The organism is Bifidobacterium sp. UTBIF-68, assembly GCF_006408855.1.
Taxonomy (GTDB): Bacteria; Actinomycetota; Actinomycetes; order Actinomycetales; family Bifidobacteriaceae; genus Bifidobacterium; species Bifidobacterium reuteri.
Window position 1 is genome coordinate 72,471 of the sequence record NZ_JFAN01000003.1, and the last position, 14,931, is coordinate 87,401.

Sequence of the window (14,931 nt, forward strand, 5' to 3'; positions counted from 1 at the left end):
CCCTGTGCTGGTGGTTGCCTCGGTGGTTGCCTTCGAGAGACGGATTCTTCGCAATGAACCTTAGGGAGGAGCTGGGACGGATGATGCGATACATACATGCTGTGGGCGGAATCCGATGCTTGTTCGTCTGTTGTTCATCTGCGGCACGGGTGTGGTTGCGGGAGCACGGGCATGATGGAGTAATGGCAGATGATTATCAACGTTCATTCGAGGAAGAATACGGGACTCACCTTTCGGCAGGGCGCAGCAGTGTGACCGGTGTGGTGACCGATGCCGAGCGTGCGGCGGTCGGCAGCATCCGTCTCAGGGCTCTGCTCTGGATCATGGTGTTCCTTATCGCGCTGGGCGCGGCCATCGCCGCCGGAACCGACCGCAGCGGCGGACCGGCGCAAGGCGAGCAGGTGACCGCCATCGTCACTAATGTGGATACTAGGAAGAACAGTGTCACTGTTTCGGCCCACGGATCCGACTACCCGTTCCGGCATCGCACGAAATCGGTCTATTCCTACCATGCGGGCGAGCAATTGCAGCTGTACATATTCAACGGCGAAGCATATGAGTCGTTGCGGGGCGTCACTAATCTCACCCCTCTTGGCAAAGCCTATCCATGGCTGGCGTGTGCGGCGTTCGCGCTCGCCGTGGTCGCCCTCACGTATCTGGTCGGATGGCGCAGGGCCGCGGCAGTTGTGAGGGATTCGGATGCCGGCGACCCCATCGCGATCGCCTATCTCAAACGTGGCCCCCAACTGGGGTCGGTGGAGTGGTGGTGGGCAACCCCACCGGTCCGGCCCAAGGCCGAACGCCGCAAGGTGATGGCCATGGGCGTCGTGTTCGCGGTGGCAGCGGCCGCGTTTCTGGTGATGGAAGCAGTGATGTGGCTGCTGGGCTCGTCAAAGACGATAAGCAGTATCCTGGTGGCCGCCCCGTTCGCGAGCGTGCCGTTCCTTGCCCTCGCCGTATGGTGCTTCCTGTTCGCCGCACATCCGACGGAACGGCTCATCCGCATGCTCGGACGGGTGAGATGGGGACTGCTCGCCATCGGCCTCATCGGCTTGCTGGTGACCGGTATGGTGGCGCAGGATTTCTACGCCGGTGGGCTGCTCGCGGCGGTATACATCACGTCACACACGTTCATCCAGGCGTTGCGGGCATTGGCCACCACCGCATTGCCGGGGCCGGTGACCATGCCGCGATACCGTGAGGAGATCGAACGGGATGTGGCCAGGCGGGCGCAGGCCGAATCCCAGGTCGCATCCGAAGGTTGGGGATTGGACATGGTCCGCGCCAAGCGGGAACGCCGCATGTTCCTGAGATACACGTTGATCTCCGTCGGGCTTATCGCATGCATTGCGCTCGCCTCATGGGCGAAACTGCAGTTGGGCTGGTGACGCCCATGGGGATGGCCGGTGCATGATTGCAGTCGTCAGAGCTGGAAGTCGCCGTTCCGGCGCCTTCAGACCAAGGCCACTGGTGCCGTGAGATGGAGATGATGCCTATCTATCGCTCCTCTTCCGGATAGATCATGCCCCACTGGGCGCGGCGGATGAGCGTCATCATGTCCATCACGTCGCGCGTGTAATCCAGATGCATGACGTTGCGGTCGCCGGCGATGGCCGCTTCCATGTCCGCAACCTCATAGGCCAGCGCCTTGGCCGTTTCGCCGGCCTCGACCACTTCGGTATGGCCGTCCTCCACGTAGGTGATGGTCGCGCGTTCGCCGCGAGGATAGTCGTAGATCTCCACGTATCCCTTGTCGAACGACAGCAGTCCGCGCTTCGGCTGCTTGGCGTGCAGCGAGAGCGTGACCGTGGCCATCTGCCCTTCACGATTGGTCAGGAGGATTCCGGCTTGCTCGTCCACGCCGGTGGGTGCGAACTTGACCTGGGAAAGAATCTGATCGGGGGTGGAGCTCATGAACCAGCGTACGAAGGACAGCGCATACACGCCGATATCCAGCATGGCTCCGCCCGCCAAATCGCGGTTGAAGAAGCGGTTCGCCATGTCGTATTCCTTGTAGGAGCCGAAATTCATCTGAATGAGCTTGAGCGCGCCGAGCTTGCCGGAGCCGATGATCTCGTTGAGTTTCTTATACAGCGGCATATGGTAAATGGTCATGGCCTCGGCGAGCACCAGATTGTTGGCTGCGGCCAACGCCACCGCCTCGTTGAGTTCCTCGCTGTTCAATGTGATGGACTTCTCGCACAGGACATGCTTGCCGGCATTGAGCGCTTTGCGCAGGAAATTGATGTGGGTGTTGTGCGGGGTGGAAATGTAGATGACGTCCACGTTCGGATCGACGAACACGTCATCAATGCTGTCATATATGGTGCCGATGCCGTATTTCTGCGCGAAAGCCACGCCATTGGCATGTGTGCGGTTCGCCACTGCATAGAGTTTGCGCCCCTCGCTCTCCAGTGCCTGCTCAAGCTGGTTGGCGATGACACCGCATCCTAGCGTAGCCCAATTGAGTGTACGCATGATCGTCTCCTTTGCCTTGCGTATTCCTTGTGCCCAGCATACTGCCGCTGCGGAGGCAATCGGATACGCCACGCATGGACGCGCATGTCTTGTGGCGCGACACGCCGAAGATGACGTTCAGGTGAACAATCATGTATTGTGTCCTCTTGTGCTTTGTTGCAAGGCACAACGGCCCCGTAGCTCAGTTGGTTAGAGCGCCGCCCTGTCACGGCGGAGGTCACCGGTTCAAGTCCGGCCGGGGTCGCCACCAAGCTTCCGACATGTCGGAAGCTTTTTGTTATCCGCGCTCACGCTCAGCATACATTTGCTGAGAAAAAGGTTAGAGAGTCTCAATAAACGTACGCGGAGCAGCAGCCGTACCGCAGCAGTTGGGCTGGCCGGTTATTTCCAGTGGCGCGAAAACGGTCGGTTTGTGTGACCGGCCGGGTGATGGGTCAGAGGCAAAGAAAGAACAAGGCGTCGGGAACCGTAGACTATGCCGGATATGCGACACGCCGCCGTCTTGCGAGCGGTCGGAAAACGAATGCTAACGTTTGCGCTAACAATCGTTGTTTTGCAAGGAAGCCGCTGATGGTGATGTATGAGACAGTATATGCCGCCAATCGTGCAGTTTATGTACCTGATGGTAATTGGGTCACCCCTCTTCGTTACTATTTCAGTAGTTCCATAGGAATCCCATACTCAAGGAGCGAGTCATGACTACACTGGCCGTAGATATCGGAGGGACCAAGATCGCCGCTGCCGTGTGCGATGAAAACGATAGCATTATTCAGCGCTGGCGCGTGCCCACGCCTATGGACGCGAACGCCATCAACCAGCACATCGCCGAGGCGTATCACGAAGCCGTCGCCGCCGGGCATACGGATATTCAGGCCATCGGCATCTCCGCTGCGGGCAATGTGAGCGCAGACCGCAAGACCCTGACGTTTTCCGCCAATATCCCGGCCTGGATCGATTACAACCTGTCCGAACATGTCGGCGAATTGATCGATCATGCGGTGCCGGTCATCGTGGAAAACGATGCCAACTGTGCCGGATGGGGCGAATACGTGCACGGTGCGGGGCAGGGCAGCCGGAATATGGTGGCTCTGACTGTGGGTACCGGATTGGGCGGCGCCATTGTCATCAACGGTCAGTTGTATCGCGGTTCCTTCGGTATGGCCGCCGAGCTGGGACATCTGCCGATGGTCCCGGATGGCGACACCTGCGGCTGCGGCTTGCGTGGCTGCGCCGAGCGTTATACCTCCGGCAGCGCGTTGGAGCACTTCGCCAAGTCCGCAGTGCGTCGTCGTCCTCAGGATGCCAAGCGCCTTCTCGAGCTGTGCGGCGGCGATGTGAACAAACTGGAGGGGCCGATGGTCTCCCAGGCGGCTCAGGAAGGCGATGCGCTGGGACTGTACGCATTCGGCAAGATCGGCGAATGGCTTGGTCGCACGATGGCCGCGGTCTCCGCCGTGCTTGACCCTGACCTGTTCGTCATCGGCGGTGGCGTGGTTGCCGTCGGCGACATTCTGCTCGAGCCGGCCCGCTATAACTACCAGCGCTTCCTGGAAGGCAGCGCATACCGTGGTCACGCCGAGATCGTACCCGCCACCGCCGGTCAGGACGCCGGTCTCATCGGCGCCGCCAATCTGGCCCTGCGCTGACGCCTTCCTCGATGTAAGGCATTGTCCCCTACGGTCCTGTGCACATAGTTGCCAGGACCGTTTGTCGTTGTCCGGCCGGTTTGGCCCGTCGTATTCGCCGGGATGGGGTATTCGCCGGGTTGCTTGATATGGCATAAACGAGATGTGTGGAGAGGTGTGTGGACGGCGCGCCGAAGCGGGTGTGGATAATCTGCGGACTGTGGATGACGGTCGCCTGATTGGTGGATGGGCCGCATACAAACGGGGTTATCCACGGGGATTCGACTTGGTTGTGCACATTCCGTGACCCTTGGCGTCGTGGGTTGTGCACTTATCCACAGGTTCGCCCGGCGGGCTTGCGACCGGATTGCGGAGCGCCGTACAGTGTGCCTCACGGCGGGCAAGGAAGCCCGCCGTGAGGCACACTTCAGGAAGGGGACGATGATGTCCATGGTTACAGTTGCCGCGATCGGTGATCCCGATTCGCCCGCCATGCTTGATACCAAAGACGTGGTGGATATGTTCAAACGCTCCAATCTCGCTGTCTATGCCGAGGCTCGCCGCGAGTTCTATCGCAAAGTGAATCTCGACCCATTCAAACCCCACTCGCAGTACGTGCTTCAGCTGGTTGAGTGGTCGTTCCTCGATTGGTTCTCATTCGATTGCCGAATCAGCGGTTCCGGCATCACCGGCAACGAGTCCGAAGACATGCTCGTCGAATTGGAATACGATGCGTTGCGGGGCATCTCACCGTTCCGTGCCGCTGCGGAATACCTGCATCGTCATGCCGGGGGAGTGGGAGACATCGATCTCGATGATTTGCGCGAAGTGGATGAGACCAATTTCGCGTCCATGTTCTGGATCAGGGACGCCAATGCGGTTCAGGGGCGACTCATGGTGGAGGATCTCATTCGTGGCGAGTTATATTCCGTGTTCGATCCCAGGGCTGCCGCACGATACGACGGGGCGCATGGTGGTTTGATTGTCAACCGCATTGCGCGGGCCCGAGGTATGTGGCGTTCGTGCGCCATACCGTTGTACGAGGCGCGCAGACCGGATGCGTTGGATGCCAAAGCAGATATATCCAGAGAATTCCGAGACACGGGGTATACGCCTGATGTGGCCGGATTGCTGAGATTCTTCTATGGGCGCGCCAAGGATACCGGACTCGGCTGGGAGGATGCGGTGTCGTTGCGCAACACCGGAGTGCTCGACCGATTCCTGAATCGTATCTGTGATTGAAGATGGCGCATTGCCGCCCTCATTGGGGGCATTGCGCAATGAGGGCGGCAATGTATGGGGAAGGCTCCTGAAGGGCTTATACGATTTCGGCGGGCCGAGGAAGGGGCGGCGCTCCGATTTATTAATTCATCCATTTGACAAACATAGTTCAATGGTTTTATTATTAACGTGTCGTTCGTAGAAACCACTACTGAATATGCAAAGGAGCTCACGACATGGGTCTGTGGGATGTTGACAAGGTTGAGTACGTCGGTCGCGCCAAGGGACCGAAGGAAGGACTCGCCTTCCACTACTACGATGCCGACAAGGTCGTTGCCGGCAAGAAGATGAAGGACTGGCTGCGTTTCGGCGTCGCTTGGTGGCACACCTTCAACCAGGAGCTGGTTGATCCGTTCGGCACCGGCACCGCGCACCGTCCGTACTACAAGTACACCGATCCGATGGATCAGGCTCTGGCCAAGGTCGACTACGCCTTCGAGCTGTTTACCAAGCTCGGCGTCGAGTACTTCTGCTTCCACGACCGCGACATCGCCCCCGAGGGCGACACGCTGCGCGAGACCAACGCCAATCTGGACAAGGTCGTTGACAAGATCGAGGAGAACATGAAGGCCACCGGCGTCAAGCTGCTGTGGAACACCTCCTCCCTGTTCACCAACCCGCGCTTCGTGTCCGGCGCCGCCACCTCCCCGTTCGCTGACATCTACGCCTACGCCGGCGGCCAGCTCAAGAAGAGCCTCGAGATCGGCAAGCGCTTGGGTGCTGAGAACTACGTGTTCTGGGGTGGCCGTGAGGGCTACGAGAACCTGTGGAACACCGAGATGAAGCGCGAGACCGACCACATCGCCAAGTTCTTCCACATGTGCGCCGACTATGCCAAGGAAATCGGCTTCGACGCCCAGTTCCTGATCGAGCCGAAGCCGAAGGAGCCGACGCTGCACCAGTACGATTTCGACGCCGCCACCGCCATCGAGTTCCTGCGCAGCCACGACCTGACCGACGTCTTCAAGCTGAACCTCGAGGGCAACCACGCCAACCTGGCCGGCCACACCTACCAGCACGAGATTCGCGTGGCCCGCGAATCCGGCTTCCTGGGCTCCCTCGACGCCAACCAGGGCGACAAGCTCATCGGCTGGGACATGGATGAGTTCCCGACCGACCTCTACGAGACCGTGGCCGTGATGTGGGAGGTCCTGCAGGCCGGCTCCATCGGCCCGAAGGGCGGTCTGAACTTCGACGCCAAGCCGCGTCGTACCTCCTTCTACGCCGAGGACCTGTTCCGCTCGCACGTCGCCGGCATGGACTCCTACGCCGCCGGCCTGCTGGTCGCCGACAAGATGAATCAGGACCACTTCATTCAGGATCTCATGGAGGAGCGCTACAGCTCCTACGACTCCGGCATCGGCAAGGACATCGACGAGGGCAACGTCACTCTGGCCGACCTCGAAGCCTACAGCCTTGACAAGCCGCAGTCCGAGCTCATCGCCGCCACCAAGTCCGACCACCTCGAGTCCGTCAAGGCCACCATCAACAACTACATCGTTGACGCCCTGGCCGAGGTCGAGTGACCTGGTGAATACCTGGTCGAGTGGCCCGGCCGAGTGACCTGGCCGAATGACCTGGCCGAATGACCTGGCCGAATGACCTGGCCGAATGACCTGCGGGGTCTGAGCTGAGCCTCTCCGACCCTTTGTATGTTCGCGGCTTGACGAACATGTCGCGAACATACAAAGGGAAAAACGCATGAAACCGGCTGTATGTTCGCGTCGCTCTCGTTGAGACGCGAACATACAGCCGGTTTCGCTATTTCCTCTTGGCCTTCTTCACGCGCTTGGGCGCCGCGGCCGGCTTTTTGGGCTCGAGGAACGGCCACTTGGCCAATGCCCATGCGTGCAACGGCGGAATCTTGCCGATGGCGAACCCAATGACCAGTCCTATGACGATACTCCAGGTTTCCATATCGCGTCCGGCGATCAGCAGGCCGATGAATACCGCGGCGATGACGAAGCTGACAAGCTGCGATATCTTGGCCTGCTTGTCGGTCACCTGATCCGCCCTCATCGGTATGAGTCCCAGATACAGACCGCATGGCACGCAGACCACGGCAAGTACGACGCTGAGAACAATTGACAATGTTGCTGCATCCATGATGATCCTTTGCTGCACGTGGATTGAAAATAAGGGTCTACTGCGCAATGGCCATGCGCTATGGTTGAAAACCGCAATGATGATAGATCATTGCGGTTTTCGCCGTTATCGCCCGTCCCTGGTGTCGTGGGTTTTGGCGGGCGTCGGGGCGTCGCCGGCGCTATCTGAGCTGCCCTGTGACGACTGTTCGTCTGTAGTGGAGGTAGTAGAGGCGGCGGAGGTAGTGGAGGCCTGTCCGTCGAATGCGTCGGCTGGCGTATCGGCTGCCTCGTTGTTCCTGCCCGGTTGACGCCACCACAGTATCAGTGCGCTGACGATGCAGTAGATGGCGGCGATTCCGATGCACACCAGGAACACGATGGTCGTGGTGTCCGGCGCGGCGCCGCCCGATAGTGTCCCTTTGACGGATTCCCAAATCCAGATGATGCAGGCCGTGGCGATCAGGGCATACGTCATCATGCGCGAGCGATCATTCATCGGTGTCTCCAGACGTTATCCAAATGACTTGATTATAGGCATCATGACGCAATGATGGAGCATATCGTTGACGGGTATAGGAAAGCCGCCAAGTGGATCATGTGCCGACGGCATTGCGAAAGATGGCTTTGCCGGAGATTCACTTGGCGGCTTATGGATGGCAATCGTTATTCAGTTGTTATGATGCGCGCGGTTGTTATGATGCGCGCGCTACCCTCAGCCGCGGGCCTTGGCGTAGGCGGCGTAGACCGACTCGGTGGGCTCACCGGTCTCCACACCCTCGATGGTGAGCTTCCATGCCGGCGGCTCGGCCTCGCCGGAGAGCACCCAGGCGGCCTGACGGGCCGCGCCGATGGCCACATACTCGTCGGTGGCCGGACGGGTCACGTCCATGCCGAGGATCGAGGGGGCCAACGTGCGAATCGCCACGGATTTCGCGCCGCCGCCAATCAGCAGGATGCGGCTTATCTTCGCGCCTAGCGAGCGGATAAGCTCCAGGCAGTCGCGCTGGGAGCACAGCAGACCCTCGACGAATGCACGGGCCAGATTCTCCTTGGTGGTGTTGTGCAGCGTCAGGCCCGTGAGCGAGGCGGTGGCGTCCGGACGGTTCGGCGTGCGCTCGCCGTCGAAGTACGGCACCAGCGTGATGCCGCCCGCACCCGGCTCGGATGCGAACGCCAATCGCGCCAGCTCGTCGTAGTCCACGCCAAGGGCAGCACGTCCGGCGTCGAGGATGCGCGAACCGTTGATGGTGCAGGCCAGCGGCAGGTAATGACCGGTGCAATCGGCAAAACCGGAGATTGCACCAGTCAGGTCATAGACCGGATTCTCGGCGATGGCGGCGGCCACGCCGGAGGTGCCCAGGGAGATGGACACATCACCCACGGCCATGCCAAGGCCCAGCGAGGCCATCGCGTTGTCGCCGCCGCCGGGCCCCAGAATGCAGCCGCCTTCAACGTCCTTGCCGGCGATGGACGGCGCGGCCTTCACCGCTGCGGCTTCGGTGGGACCGAGCACGGTGGGCAGTACGATGCGTTCGGCGTGCTCGCGCGCCGCTTCCTCGCCCTCGGCGGCGGTCAGCACCATGGCGATTAGATCGCGGCGGTACTCATTATGCGCGGCATCGTAATAGATGGTGCCGGAAGCATCCGAACGGTCAGTGAACAGGGCGTCAAGATGGGCGTCCTCGCCTTCGGCTACCGGCCCATAGCCGGCGATGCGCCAGCTCAGCCAATCGTGAGGCAAACAGATGGCGGCGATCTTCTTGGCATTTTCGGGCTCGTTCTCGGCCACCCATGCCACCTTGGTCAGGGTGTACGAGGCGACGGGGGAGGAGCCTACGGCCTTGACCCAGCGCTGCTTGCCGCGTGCGGTCACGTCCTCCGGCTCGCCGGGCTTCGCCGGCTCCTCGCCGAGGCATTCGATCAACGCGGCGGCCTGCGGTGCGGAACTGATGTCATTCCACAGCATGGCGTCGCGGATCACATTGCCTTGCCTGTCCAGAATCACCATGCCATGCTGCTGGCCGCCCACGGCGAGTGCGGCCACATCATCCAGTCCTCCGGCCTGTTCGGCGGCCTGGACGAATGCCTCCCACCAAAACTCGGGGTTGACCGAAGTGCCGTCTGGGTGCTTGGCCTGTCCGAAACGGACGAGCTCGCCTGTTTCGGCATCTGTGATGCGGACCTTCGTCGACTGGGTCGACGTATCGACGCCCGCCACCAGAGTCGTTGCCATATGTTCCTCCTCAGTGAGGTTCGCGCTCCGGGTTCCGGCGCGCCTCGACCAATAAGTTAGACGATTAAACTATACTGTATCGCAAGGATGGAAAGCAACCGGGAACACGCGATGCCGTCCGTCCGGATTCGGTGCGATGGCGCATAATGCATAATGAATGGACTGCTGATGCCGAACGCGCACAAGATGCAGCGACGGCATTGGATATGGGATCGGCGAAGGGGAGACGTGATGGGGAATCTACGCAGCATCAATCAGGAGGATTTGCGCAACCACAATCTGTCGGTGACCCTGGACACGATGCTTCGCGCGGATGGGCCGATGAGCCGAGCCGATCTGGCCAAGGAGACGGGGCTGACCAAGGCCACCTTGTCGCTGCTGTCGGCATTGCTGTTGGACAACGATATCGTGCGCGAAGGCGAACCCGTGGCGAATGCCTCGTTCGGCAGGCCAAGCAAGCCCCTGACGATATGCGGCGGAAGCATAGCGGGCATCGGGCTGCAGATCAACACCGACGGCTACGGCTGCCTCGCGCTTGACCTCAATGGTGACACGTTGGACAGGCAATGGGTCGATGAGGATATGACCGGTGCCGACCCTACCGAGATCTTCGCCAGACTCGATGCGATGACTTTTCCGTTGGAGCGCCGGCTGCGTCGGAAGGGATGCAGAATCGTCGGGGCGGGTCTCGCCTTGCCTGGCATTGTGACCGACGACATGCGGCTGCTCGTGGCACGCAACCTTGGCTGGGAGAACGTGGAACTGGGGCGGTTCAACGTGGTGCGCAGGTTGGACGCCGTGGCGGGCAATGAAGCGATGATGGCGGCCATTGCGCAGATTCCGGGCTATGCCACCGTGCGTGCCGATTTCCTGAACGTGGTGAACCGCACCGATTCGTTCATCTACCTGTCGACCGATATCGGTATCGGCGGCGCTGTGGTGCGCGATGGCGCTGTGGTGGTCGGTTCGCATGGTTTCGCCGGGGAGATCGGCCACGTGTCCGTGGCGATGGACGGGCCGTTATGCCAGTGCGGCAGGCGCGGATGCCTTGAAGCGTTCGCCGGCCGCCGCGCATTGGTGGAGGCCGCAGGAATCGCCCAAGGTGATGAGGCGGCCAGCTCCAAGGCCATAGAAGTGTTCCTGAGTCGCTGGAAATCCGGGGAGCCTGTAGTCGCCGCAGTAATGGATAGGGCTGTCGATGCACTGGTCTCGGCCATTGCGTCCGCAGTGAATCTGGCGGATGTCGATACGGTGCTGCTTGGTGGATTGTGGTCCCATTTCGGCGATGAGTTGGGCAATGTGCTTGAAGGGCGATTGCGTTCGGAGATTTTGGGCTACCCGGCAATAGGGATTCGTGTGTTCGTGCCGCCTGTGGCCGAGCATCCCTCGCTGTATGGCGCGGCGGAGATGGGGCTGCGCCGGTTTATCGACAATCCGTTGCAATACCTTGTGGAGCAAGGAAAATAGCGAAAAACCACGGAGTGAGGCTCATGTCGGCGCATGTCGGCGGACGTGCTACACTTTTGCGAGTTGGCTTTTGCCGATGCAAACCAATGTGGGGCCGTAGCTCAGTCGGTTAGAGCATGCGACTCATAATCGCCCGGTCCAGGGTTCAAGCCCCTGCGGCCCCACTCATTTCCTCATATGACGCGCTGCGCTTTTCGGTTGATGCGAAGGAACGATTCGCGTGTCTGCAAGGCGCATTCACGTCCACATGCGCGAGTATCATCCCTTAGGTTCCGGTTCACGCTTTGCCATTGGGGCATTGCGACCCGGGTCCCCCGAATCCATAGGAGACGCAAATGAAGCAGGGTATCCATCCTGATTATCACCCCGTTGAGGTGACGTGCTCGTGCGGCAACACCTTCGTGACCCGCACCGCTGGCAAGGAAGACCACATGTTCGTTGACGTGTGCTCTCAGTGCCACCCGTTCTACACCGGTAAGCAGAAGATTCTCGACACCGGTGGCCGTGTTGCTCGCTTCGAGAAGCGCTACGGCAAGAAGAGCAAGTAGCATACTTCACGCCAGTCCGATTCGGTTCGGCATGCTTCAGCGTGCCCTCCGCGGACTGGCGTTTTTGTATGTTGTGAAGATTTTTTTTGATATTGGGTGCCGATCTAAGGACCATAAGGAAAGAGCAACGACATGGCAGACGAACAGTTCCCGGCTGCGGCGACCGCACTTGAGGAGTATCAGTCCATCGAAAAGCAGATGGCGGATCCCGAGGTCGTGTCCAATCCGGACAAGCTGCGCAAACTCGGACGTCGCCACGCAGAATTGGGCACAATCGTCAGCGCCTACACCTCATGGCTGCAGACCAAGAACGATCTTGAAGCGGCCCGTGACATGGCCGATGAAGACGCCGACTTCGCCGAAGAGGCCAAGCGGCTGGAAGGCGAACTGCCGGCCGCCGAAGACAAACTTCGCACAGCGCTAATCCCGCGCGACCCCGATGACGCGCGCGACACCATCATGGAGATCAAAGCCGGTACCGGTGGAGAGGAAGCCGCCCTATTCGCCGGCGATCTGCTGCGCATGTACACCCGATACGCCGAAAAGCGTGGCTGGACGGTGAACATCCAGTCCGAGAACACCACTGAGCTCGGCGGCGTCAAGGACGTGCAGATCGCCATTCGCGCCAAGGGCACCCCCGCTCCCGAAGACGGCGTGTGGGCGTCGATGAAGTACGAGGGTGGCGTGCACCGTGTGCAGCGCATCCCCGTCACCGAATCGCAGGGACGCATCCAGACCTCCGCGGCCGGCGTGATCGTGTTCCCCGAAGCCGATGAGGATGACGACGAGATTGAAATCGATCCGAAAGACCTGAAGATCGACATCTTCATGAGCTCCGGCCCCGGCGGCCAGTCCGTGAACACCACGTATTCCGCTGTGCGCATGACCCACATCCCCACCGGTATCACGGTGAACATGCAGGATGAGAAGTCGCAGATCCAGAATCGCGCAGCCGCATTGCGCGTCCTCAAATCCCGTCTGCTCGCCATGAAGCACGAGCAGGAGGCCGCCGAAGCCGCGGACATGCGTCACTCCCAGGTGCGTTCGCTCGACCGCTCCGAGCGCATTCGCACCTACAATTTCCCGGAAAACCGCATCGTCGACCACCGTACGAACTATAAGGCGTACAATCTGGATGCCGTGTTGGACGGCGACCTGCAGGCCGTCATCGATTCGGACATCCAAGCCGACGAAGCCGAGCGTCTGGCGAACCAGAAGTAAGCTCCATCAGAGCAGTGGCTTGGCCGGGGTTGGCGGGGACATATGATGTTCGACACACTCAAGGCCGTTCGGCCAAGCCTACGGTCTCACATCACATGTCCCGGCCAACCCCTTTCTGCGCTGATAATCTGCGTTTGCGGCCGGATGGGATGAATAGGTGACGACCGTAGGTTCCGTTGGTGATGTAATCCGGAATGCGGCGGCGCGGTTGCGCTCGGCGGGCATCGAGACGCCGGAGCATGACGCCAAGTTGCTGTTGGCCGAGGCTGCGAGCGTGGAGCTTCGCGATATCGACAAAGCCATGCTGATGGGATCGGATCTCGACTACGATGCCGGGCGCTTCGGCGCAATGCTGGAACGCAGGGCCAAACGCGAGCCGTTGCAGTACATCGTGGGCCATGCGCCCTTCCGATACCTCGACCTCAAGGTCGGTCCCGGCGTGTTCATTCCGCGTCCGGAGACCGAAACCGTGGTGCAGGCTGGCCTTGACTGGCTCACCCGCCACAGCATGATGACCCCGCTCGTGGTGGACCTATGCGCCGGATCAGGTGCCATCGGTCTGTCCGTGGTCACGGAGGTGCCGGGCAGCCGTGTCTGGGCCGTGGAATTGGAGCCCCGTACCGCCGAATGGACCCGCCGCAATCTTGCGGAGACGGCGAAGCGATACCCCTCCATCGCGTCCAATTATCAGCTTGAGGTCGCCGACGCCACGTCGATGGCCACTCTGGCCCATCTGGACGGCACGGTGGACATGGTCATCACCAATCCGCCGTACATTCCCGAGCTTGACGTGCCCGAACAGCCGGAAGTACGCGACTGGGACCCCGAATTGGCGCTGTATGGCGGCTCCACGGACGGTACGCTGATTCCCGAACGCATCATCGAGCGTTCGTTCCGTCTGCTGAAGCCGGGAGGCGCGCTCGTCATGGAACATGACGTGAGTCAAGGCGACCGTCTCGTCGCCTATGCCAAGGCCACCGGGTTCACCGAGGCCTCCACCGGCAGGGACTGGACCGGTCGGGACCGCTACCTCTTCGCCGAAAAGTAGGATGCAACGGTCTAACGACTGCATGTGGATATGCGCGGGACACAAGTGCATTATCGCTCGGGGGGGTGCGGTTGCGTCCCACGACCGCTAGGAAATTATACTTGCGTCCTGCGGATTCGATGAAAGGAATCGTTGGAAATCCGCCATTCGCTGTGCGCGCATCATTCTGCACAGTGGGCCGCAACCGCAATTTCGGCATGTATGCACTTGCGTCCCACTGCTGCCGCTGGAAGGAAGAGCTACTGCGCGCAATACTGGAGCTCGGCCGCGTCCTTGTCGGTGATCTCCCTGATTGGTCGCGCCGGATTGCCTACGGCCACAGTGTGCGGCGGAATATCGCGTGTAACCACAGCACCGGCCCCGATCACGCAGCCTTCGCCGATCGTCACCCCGCCGATTACCGTCACATTGCCACCGAACCAGCAGTTCGAGCCGATGACGATCGGTTTGCCGTATTCATAGTCGTACATCGAGCCGTCCTCGGCCTGACGCACATTGCGATCCTGCCAGCGCAACGGATGCATCGGCGGCAGCAGTGAGACATTCGGCCCGAACAGCACATCGTCGCCGATCGTCACCGGGCAGCAGTCCAGCACCGTGAAATTGAAGTTTGCGAACACACGATCGCCGATGGTGGTGTTGCACCCGTAATCGAAGAAAATCGGTCCCATGACATCCAGACCCTTGCCATGTCCGGGCAATAGCTCATCGAGCAGCGCGCGTCGTGTGGCATGATCGCCACGTGGCGTGGTGTTGAATCGCGTGCACAGGTCTCCTGCCTTCTCTCGCAGGGCGGTGAGTTCAGGATCGGCCGGATTGTAGAGTTTGCCGGCCAGCATCTCCTCGCGCTCGCTGGCGCGCGGGAAACGCGGTTTGACAGGAGGCAGCTCAGCTGCGATTTCGATGCTCATGGACGCTCCTTTGTTACCTGTTTTCAAGCCTG

At 60.6% G+C, this 14,931-nt stretch carries 13 protein-coding genes and 2 tRNA genes; 10 read left to right on the forward strand and 5 right to left on the reverse strand.

Annotation, left to right across the window (positions count from 1 at the left end):
* The first annotated feature begins 182 nt into the window (after window positions 1–182).
* Window positions 183–1,388 carry a hypothetical protein gene (locus BW14_RS00715; protein WP_140489088.1) on the forward strand — a complete coding sequence of 402 codons (1,206 nt, stop codon included), beginning with the start codon at window positions 183–185 and terminating at the stop codon, window positions 1,386–1,388.
* A 109-nt stretch (window positions 1,389–1,497) separates the two neighbouring features.
* Here the strand turns inward: BW14_RS00715 and BW14_RS00720 are convergent, their stop codons facing one another.
* Complete coding sequence (locus BW14_RS00720) at window positions 1,498–2,478, reverse strand: Gfo/Idh/MocA family protein (RefSeq protein WP_140489089.1); 981 nt, start codon at window positions 2,476–2,478, stop codon at window positions 1,498–1,500.
* Between the two features lie 170 nt (window positions 2,479–2,648).
* Here BW14_RS00720 and BW14_RS00725 point away from each other — a divergent pair.
* From BW14_RS00725 to xylA, 4 genes are all read left to right on the forward strand, one after another.
* Window positions 2,649–2,725 (forward strand) — tRNA-Asp (locus BW14_RS00725).
* 448 nt (window positions 2,726–3,173) lie between these two features.
* The gene (locus tag BW14_RS00730) at window positions 3,174–4,124 is read left to right on the forward strand and encodes an ROK family glucokinase (protein ID WP_140489090.1); all 951 of its coding nucleotides are present in this window, start codon (window positions 3,174–3,176) and stop codon (window positions 4,122–4,124) included.
* A gap of 423 nt (window positions 4,125–4,547) precedes the next feature.
* Entirely contained in the window at window positions 4,548–5,345 is a 798-nt protein-coding gene (locus BW14_RS00735; RefSeq protein WP_375138425.1) for a hypothetical protein, read from the forward strand.
* 215 nt (window positions 5,346–5,560) lie between these two features.
* The gene (gene xylA, locus BW14_RS00740) at window positions 5,561–6,910 is read left to right on the forward strand and encodes a xylose isomerase (protein ID WP_140462682.1); all 1,350 of its coding nucleotides are present in this window, start codon (window positions 5,561–5,563) and stop codon (window positions 6,908–6,910) included.
* Between the two features lie 235 nt (window positions 6,911–7,145).
* Here the strand turns inward: xylA and BW14_RS00745 are convergent, their stop codons facing one another.
* The 3 genes from BW14_RS00745 to BW14_RS00755 form a co-directional block, all read right to left on the reverse strand.
* Entirely contained in the window at window positions 7,146–7,490 is a 345-nt protein-coding gene (locus tag BW14_RS00745) for a hypothetical protein (RefSeq protein WP_140489091.1), read from the reverse strand.
* Between the two features lie 105 nt (window positions 7,491–7,595).
* Window positions 7,596–7,967: a hypothetical protein gene (locus BW14_RS00750; protein WP_140489092.1), complete on the reverse strand. Its 372-nt coding sequence runs from the start codon at window positions 7,965–7,967 to the stop codon at window positions 7,596–7,598.
* Window positions 7,968–8,183: 216 nt separating this feature from the next.
* Window positions 8,184–9,704, reverse strand: a complete 1,521-nt coding sequence (locus BW14_RS00755) for a xylulokinase (RefSeq protein WP_140489093.1) — start codon at window positions 9,702–9,704, stop codon at window positions 8,184–8,186.
* A 231-nt stretch (window positions 9,705–9,935) separates the two neighbouring features.
* Here BW14_RS00755 and BW14_RS00760 point away from each other — a divergent pair, with 231 nt between their 5' ends.
* From BW14_RS00760 to prmC, 5 genes are all read left to right on the forward strand, one after another.
* Window positions 9,936–11,171 carry an ROK family protein gene (locus BW14_RS00760; RefSeq protein ID WP_140489094.1) on the forward strand — a complete coding sequence of 412 codons (1,236 nt, stop codon included), beginning with the start codon at window positions 9,936–9,938 and terminating at the stop codon, window positions 11,169–11,171.
* A 90-nt stretch (window positions 11,172–11,261) separates the two neighbouring features.
* Window positions 11,262–11,335: transfer RNA gene (locus BW14_RS00765), tRNA-Ile, on the forward strand.
* 171 nt (window positions 11,336–11,506) lie between these two features.
* Window positions 11,507–11,719: a 50S ribosomal protein L31 gene (gene rpmE, locus BW14_RS00770; RefSeq protein ID WP_044089693.1), complete on the forward strand. Its 213-nt coding sequence runs from the start codon at window positions 11,507–11,509 to the stop codon at window positions 11,717–11,719.
* A 132-nt stretch (window positions 11,720–11,851) separates the two neighbouring features.
* The gene (prfA, locus tag BW14_RS00775) at window positions 11,852–12,940 is read left to right on the forward strand and encodes a peptide chain release factor 1 (protein WP_140489095.1); all 1,089 of its coding nucleotides are present in this window, start codon (window positions 11,852–11,854) and stop codon (window positions 12,938–12,940) included.
* A 157-nt stretch (window positions 12,941–13,097) separates the two neighbouring features.
* Window positions 13,098–13,988 (forward strand): peptide chain release factor N(5)-glutamine methyltransferase, encoded by an 891-nt coding sequence (gene prmC, locus BW14_RS00780; protein ID WP_140464633.1) that lies wholly within the window; start codon window positions 13,098–13,100, stop codon window positions 13,986–13,988.
* 239 nt (window positions 13,989–14,227) lie between these two features.
* Here the strand turns inward: prmC and BW14_RS00785 are convergent, their stop codons facing one another.
* The gene (locus BW14_RS00785) at window positions 14,228–14,899 is read right to left on the reverse strand and encodes a sugar O-acetyltransferase (protein WP_140464631.1); all 672 of its coding nucleotides are present in this window, start codon (window positions 14,897–14,899) and stop codon (window positions 14,228–14,230) included.
* Window positions 14,900–14,931 lie beyond the last annotated feature (32 nt).

Bases quoted from the DNA above. Each gene is read 5' to 3' on its own strand.
- BW14_RS00715 (WP_140489088.1), top strand. From the start codon at position 183: ATGGCAGATGATTATCAACGTTCATTCGAGGAAGAATACGGGACTCAC.
- BW14_RS00720 (WP_140489089.1), bottom strand. From the start codon at position 2,478: ATGCGTACACTCAATTGGGCTACGCTAGGATGCGGTGTCATCGCCAAC.
- BW14_RS00730 (WP_140489090.1), top strand. From the start codon at position 3,174: ATGACTACACTGGCCGTAGATATCGGAGGGACCAAGATCGCCGCTGCC.
- BW14_RS00735 (WP_375138425.1), top strand. From the start codon at position 4,548: ATGTCCATGGTTACAGTTGCCGCGATCGGTGATCCCGATTCGCCCGCC.
- xylA (WP_140462682.1), top strand. From the start codon at position 5,561: ATGGGTCTGTGGGATGTTGACAAGGTTGAGTACGTCGGTCGCGCCAAG.
- BW14_RS00745 (WP_140489091.1), bottom strand. From the start codon at position 7,490: ATGGATGCAGCAACATTGTCAATTGTTCTCAGCGTCGTACTTGCCGTG.
- BW14_RS00750 (WP_140489092.1), bottom strand. From the start codon at position 7,967: ATGAATGATCGCTCGCGCATGATGACGTATGCCCTGATCGCCACGGCC.
- BW14_RS00755 (WP_140489093.1), bottom strand. From the start codon at position 9,704: ATGGCAACGACTCTGGTGGCGGGCGTCGATACGTCGACCCAGTCGACG.
- BW14_RS00760 (WP_140489094.1), top strand. From the start codon at position 9,936: ATGGGGAATCTACGCAGCATCAATCAGGAGGATTTGCGCAACCACAAT.
- rpmE (WP_044089693.1), top strand. From the start codon at position 11,507: ATGAAGCAGGGTATCCATCCTGATTATCACCCCGTTGAGGTGACGTGC.
- prfA (WP_140489095.1), top strand. From the start codon at position 11,852: ATGGCAGACGAACAGTTCCCGGCTGCGGCGACCGCACTTGAGGAGTAT.
- BW14_RS00785 (WP_140464631.1), bottom strand. From the start codon at position 14,899: ATGAGCATCGAAATCGCAGCTGAGCTGCCTCCTGTCAAACCGCGTTTC.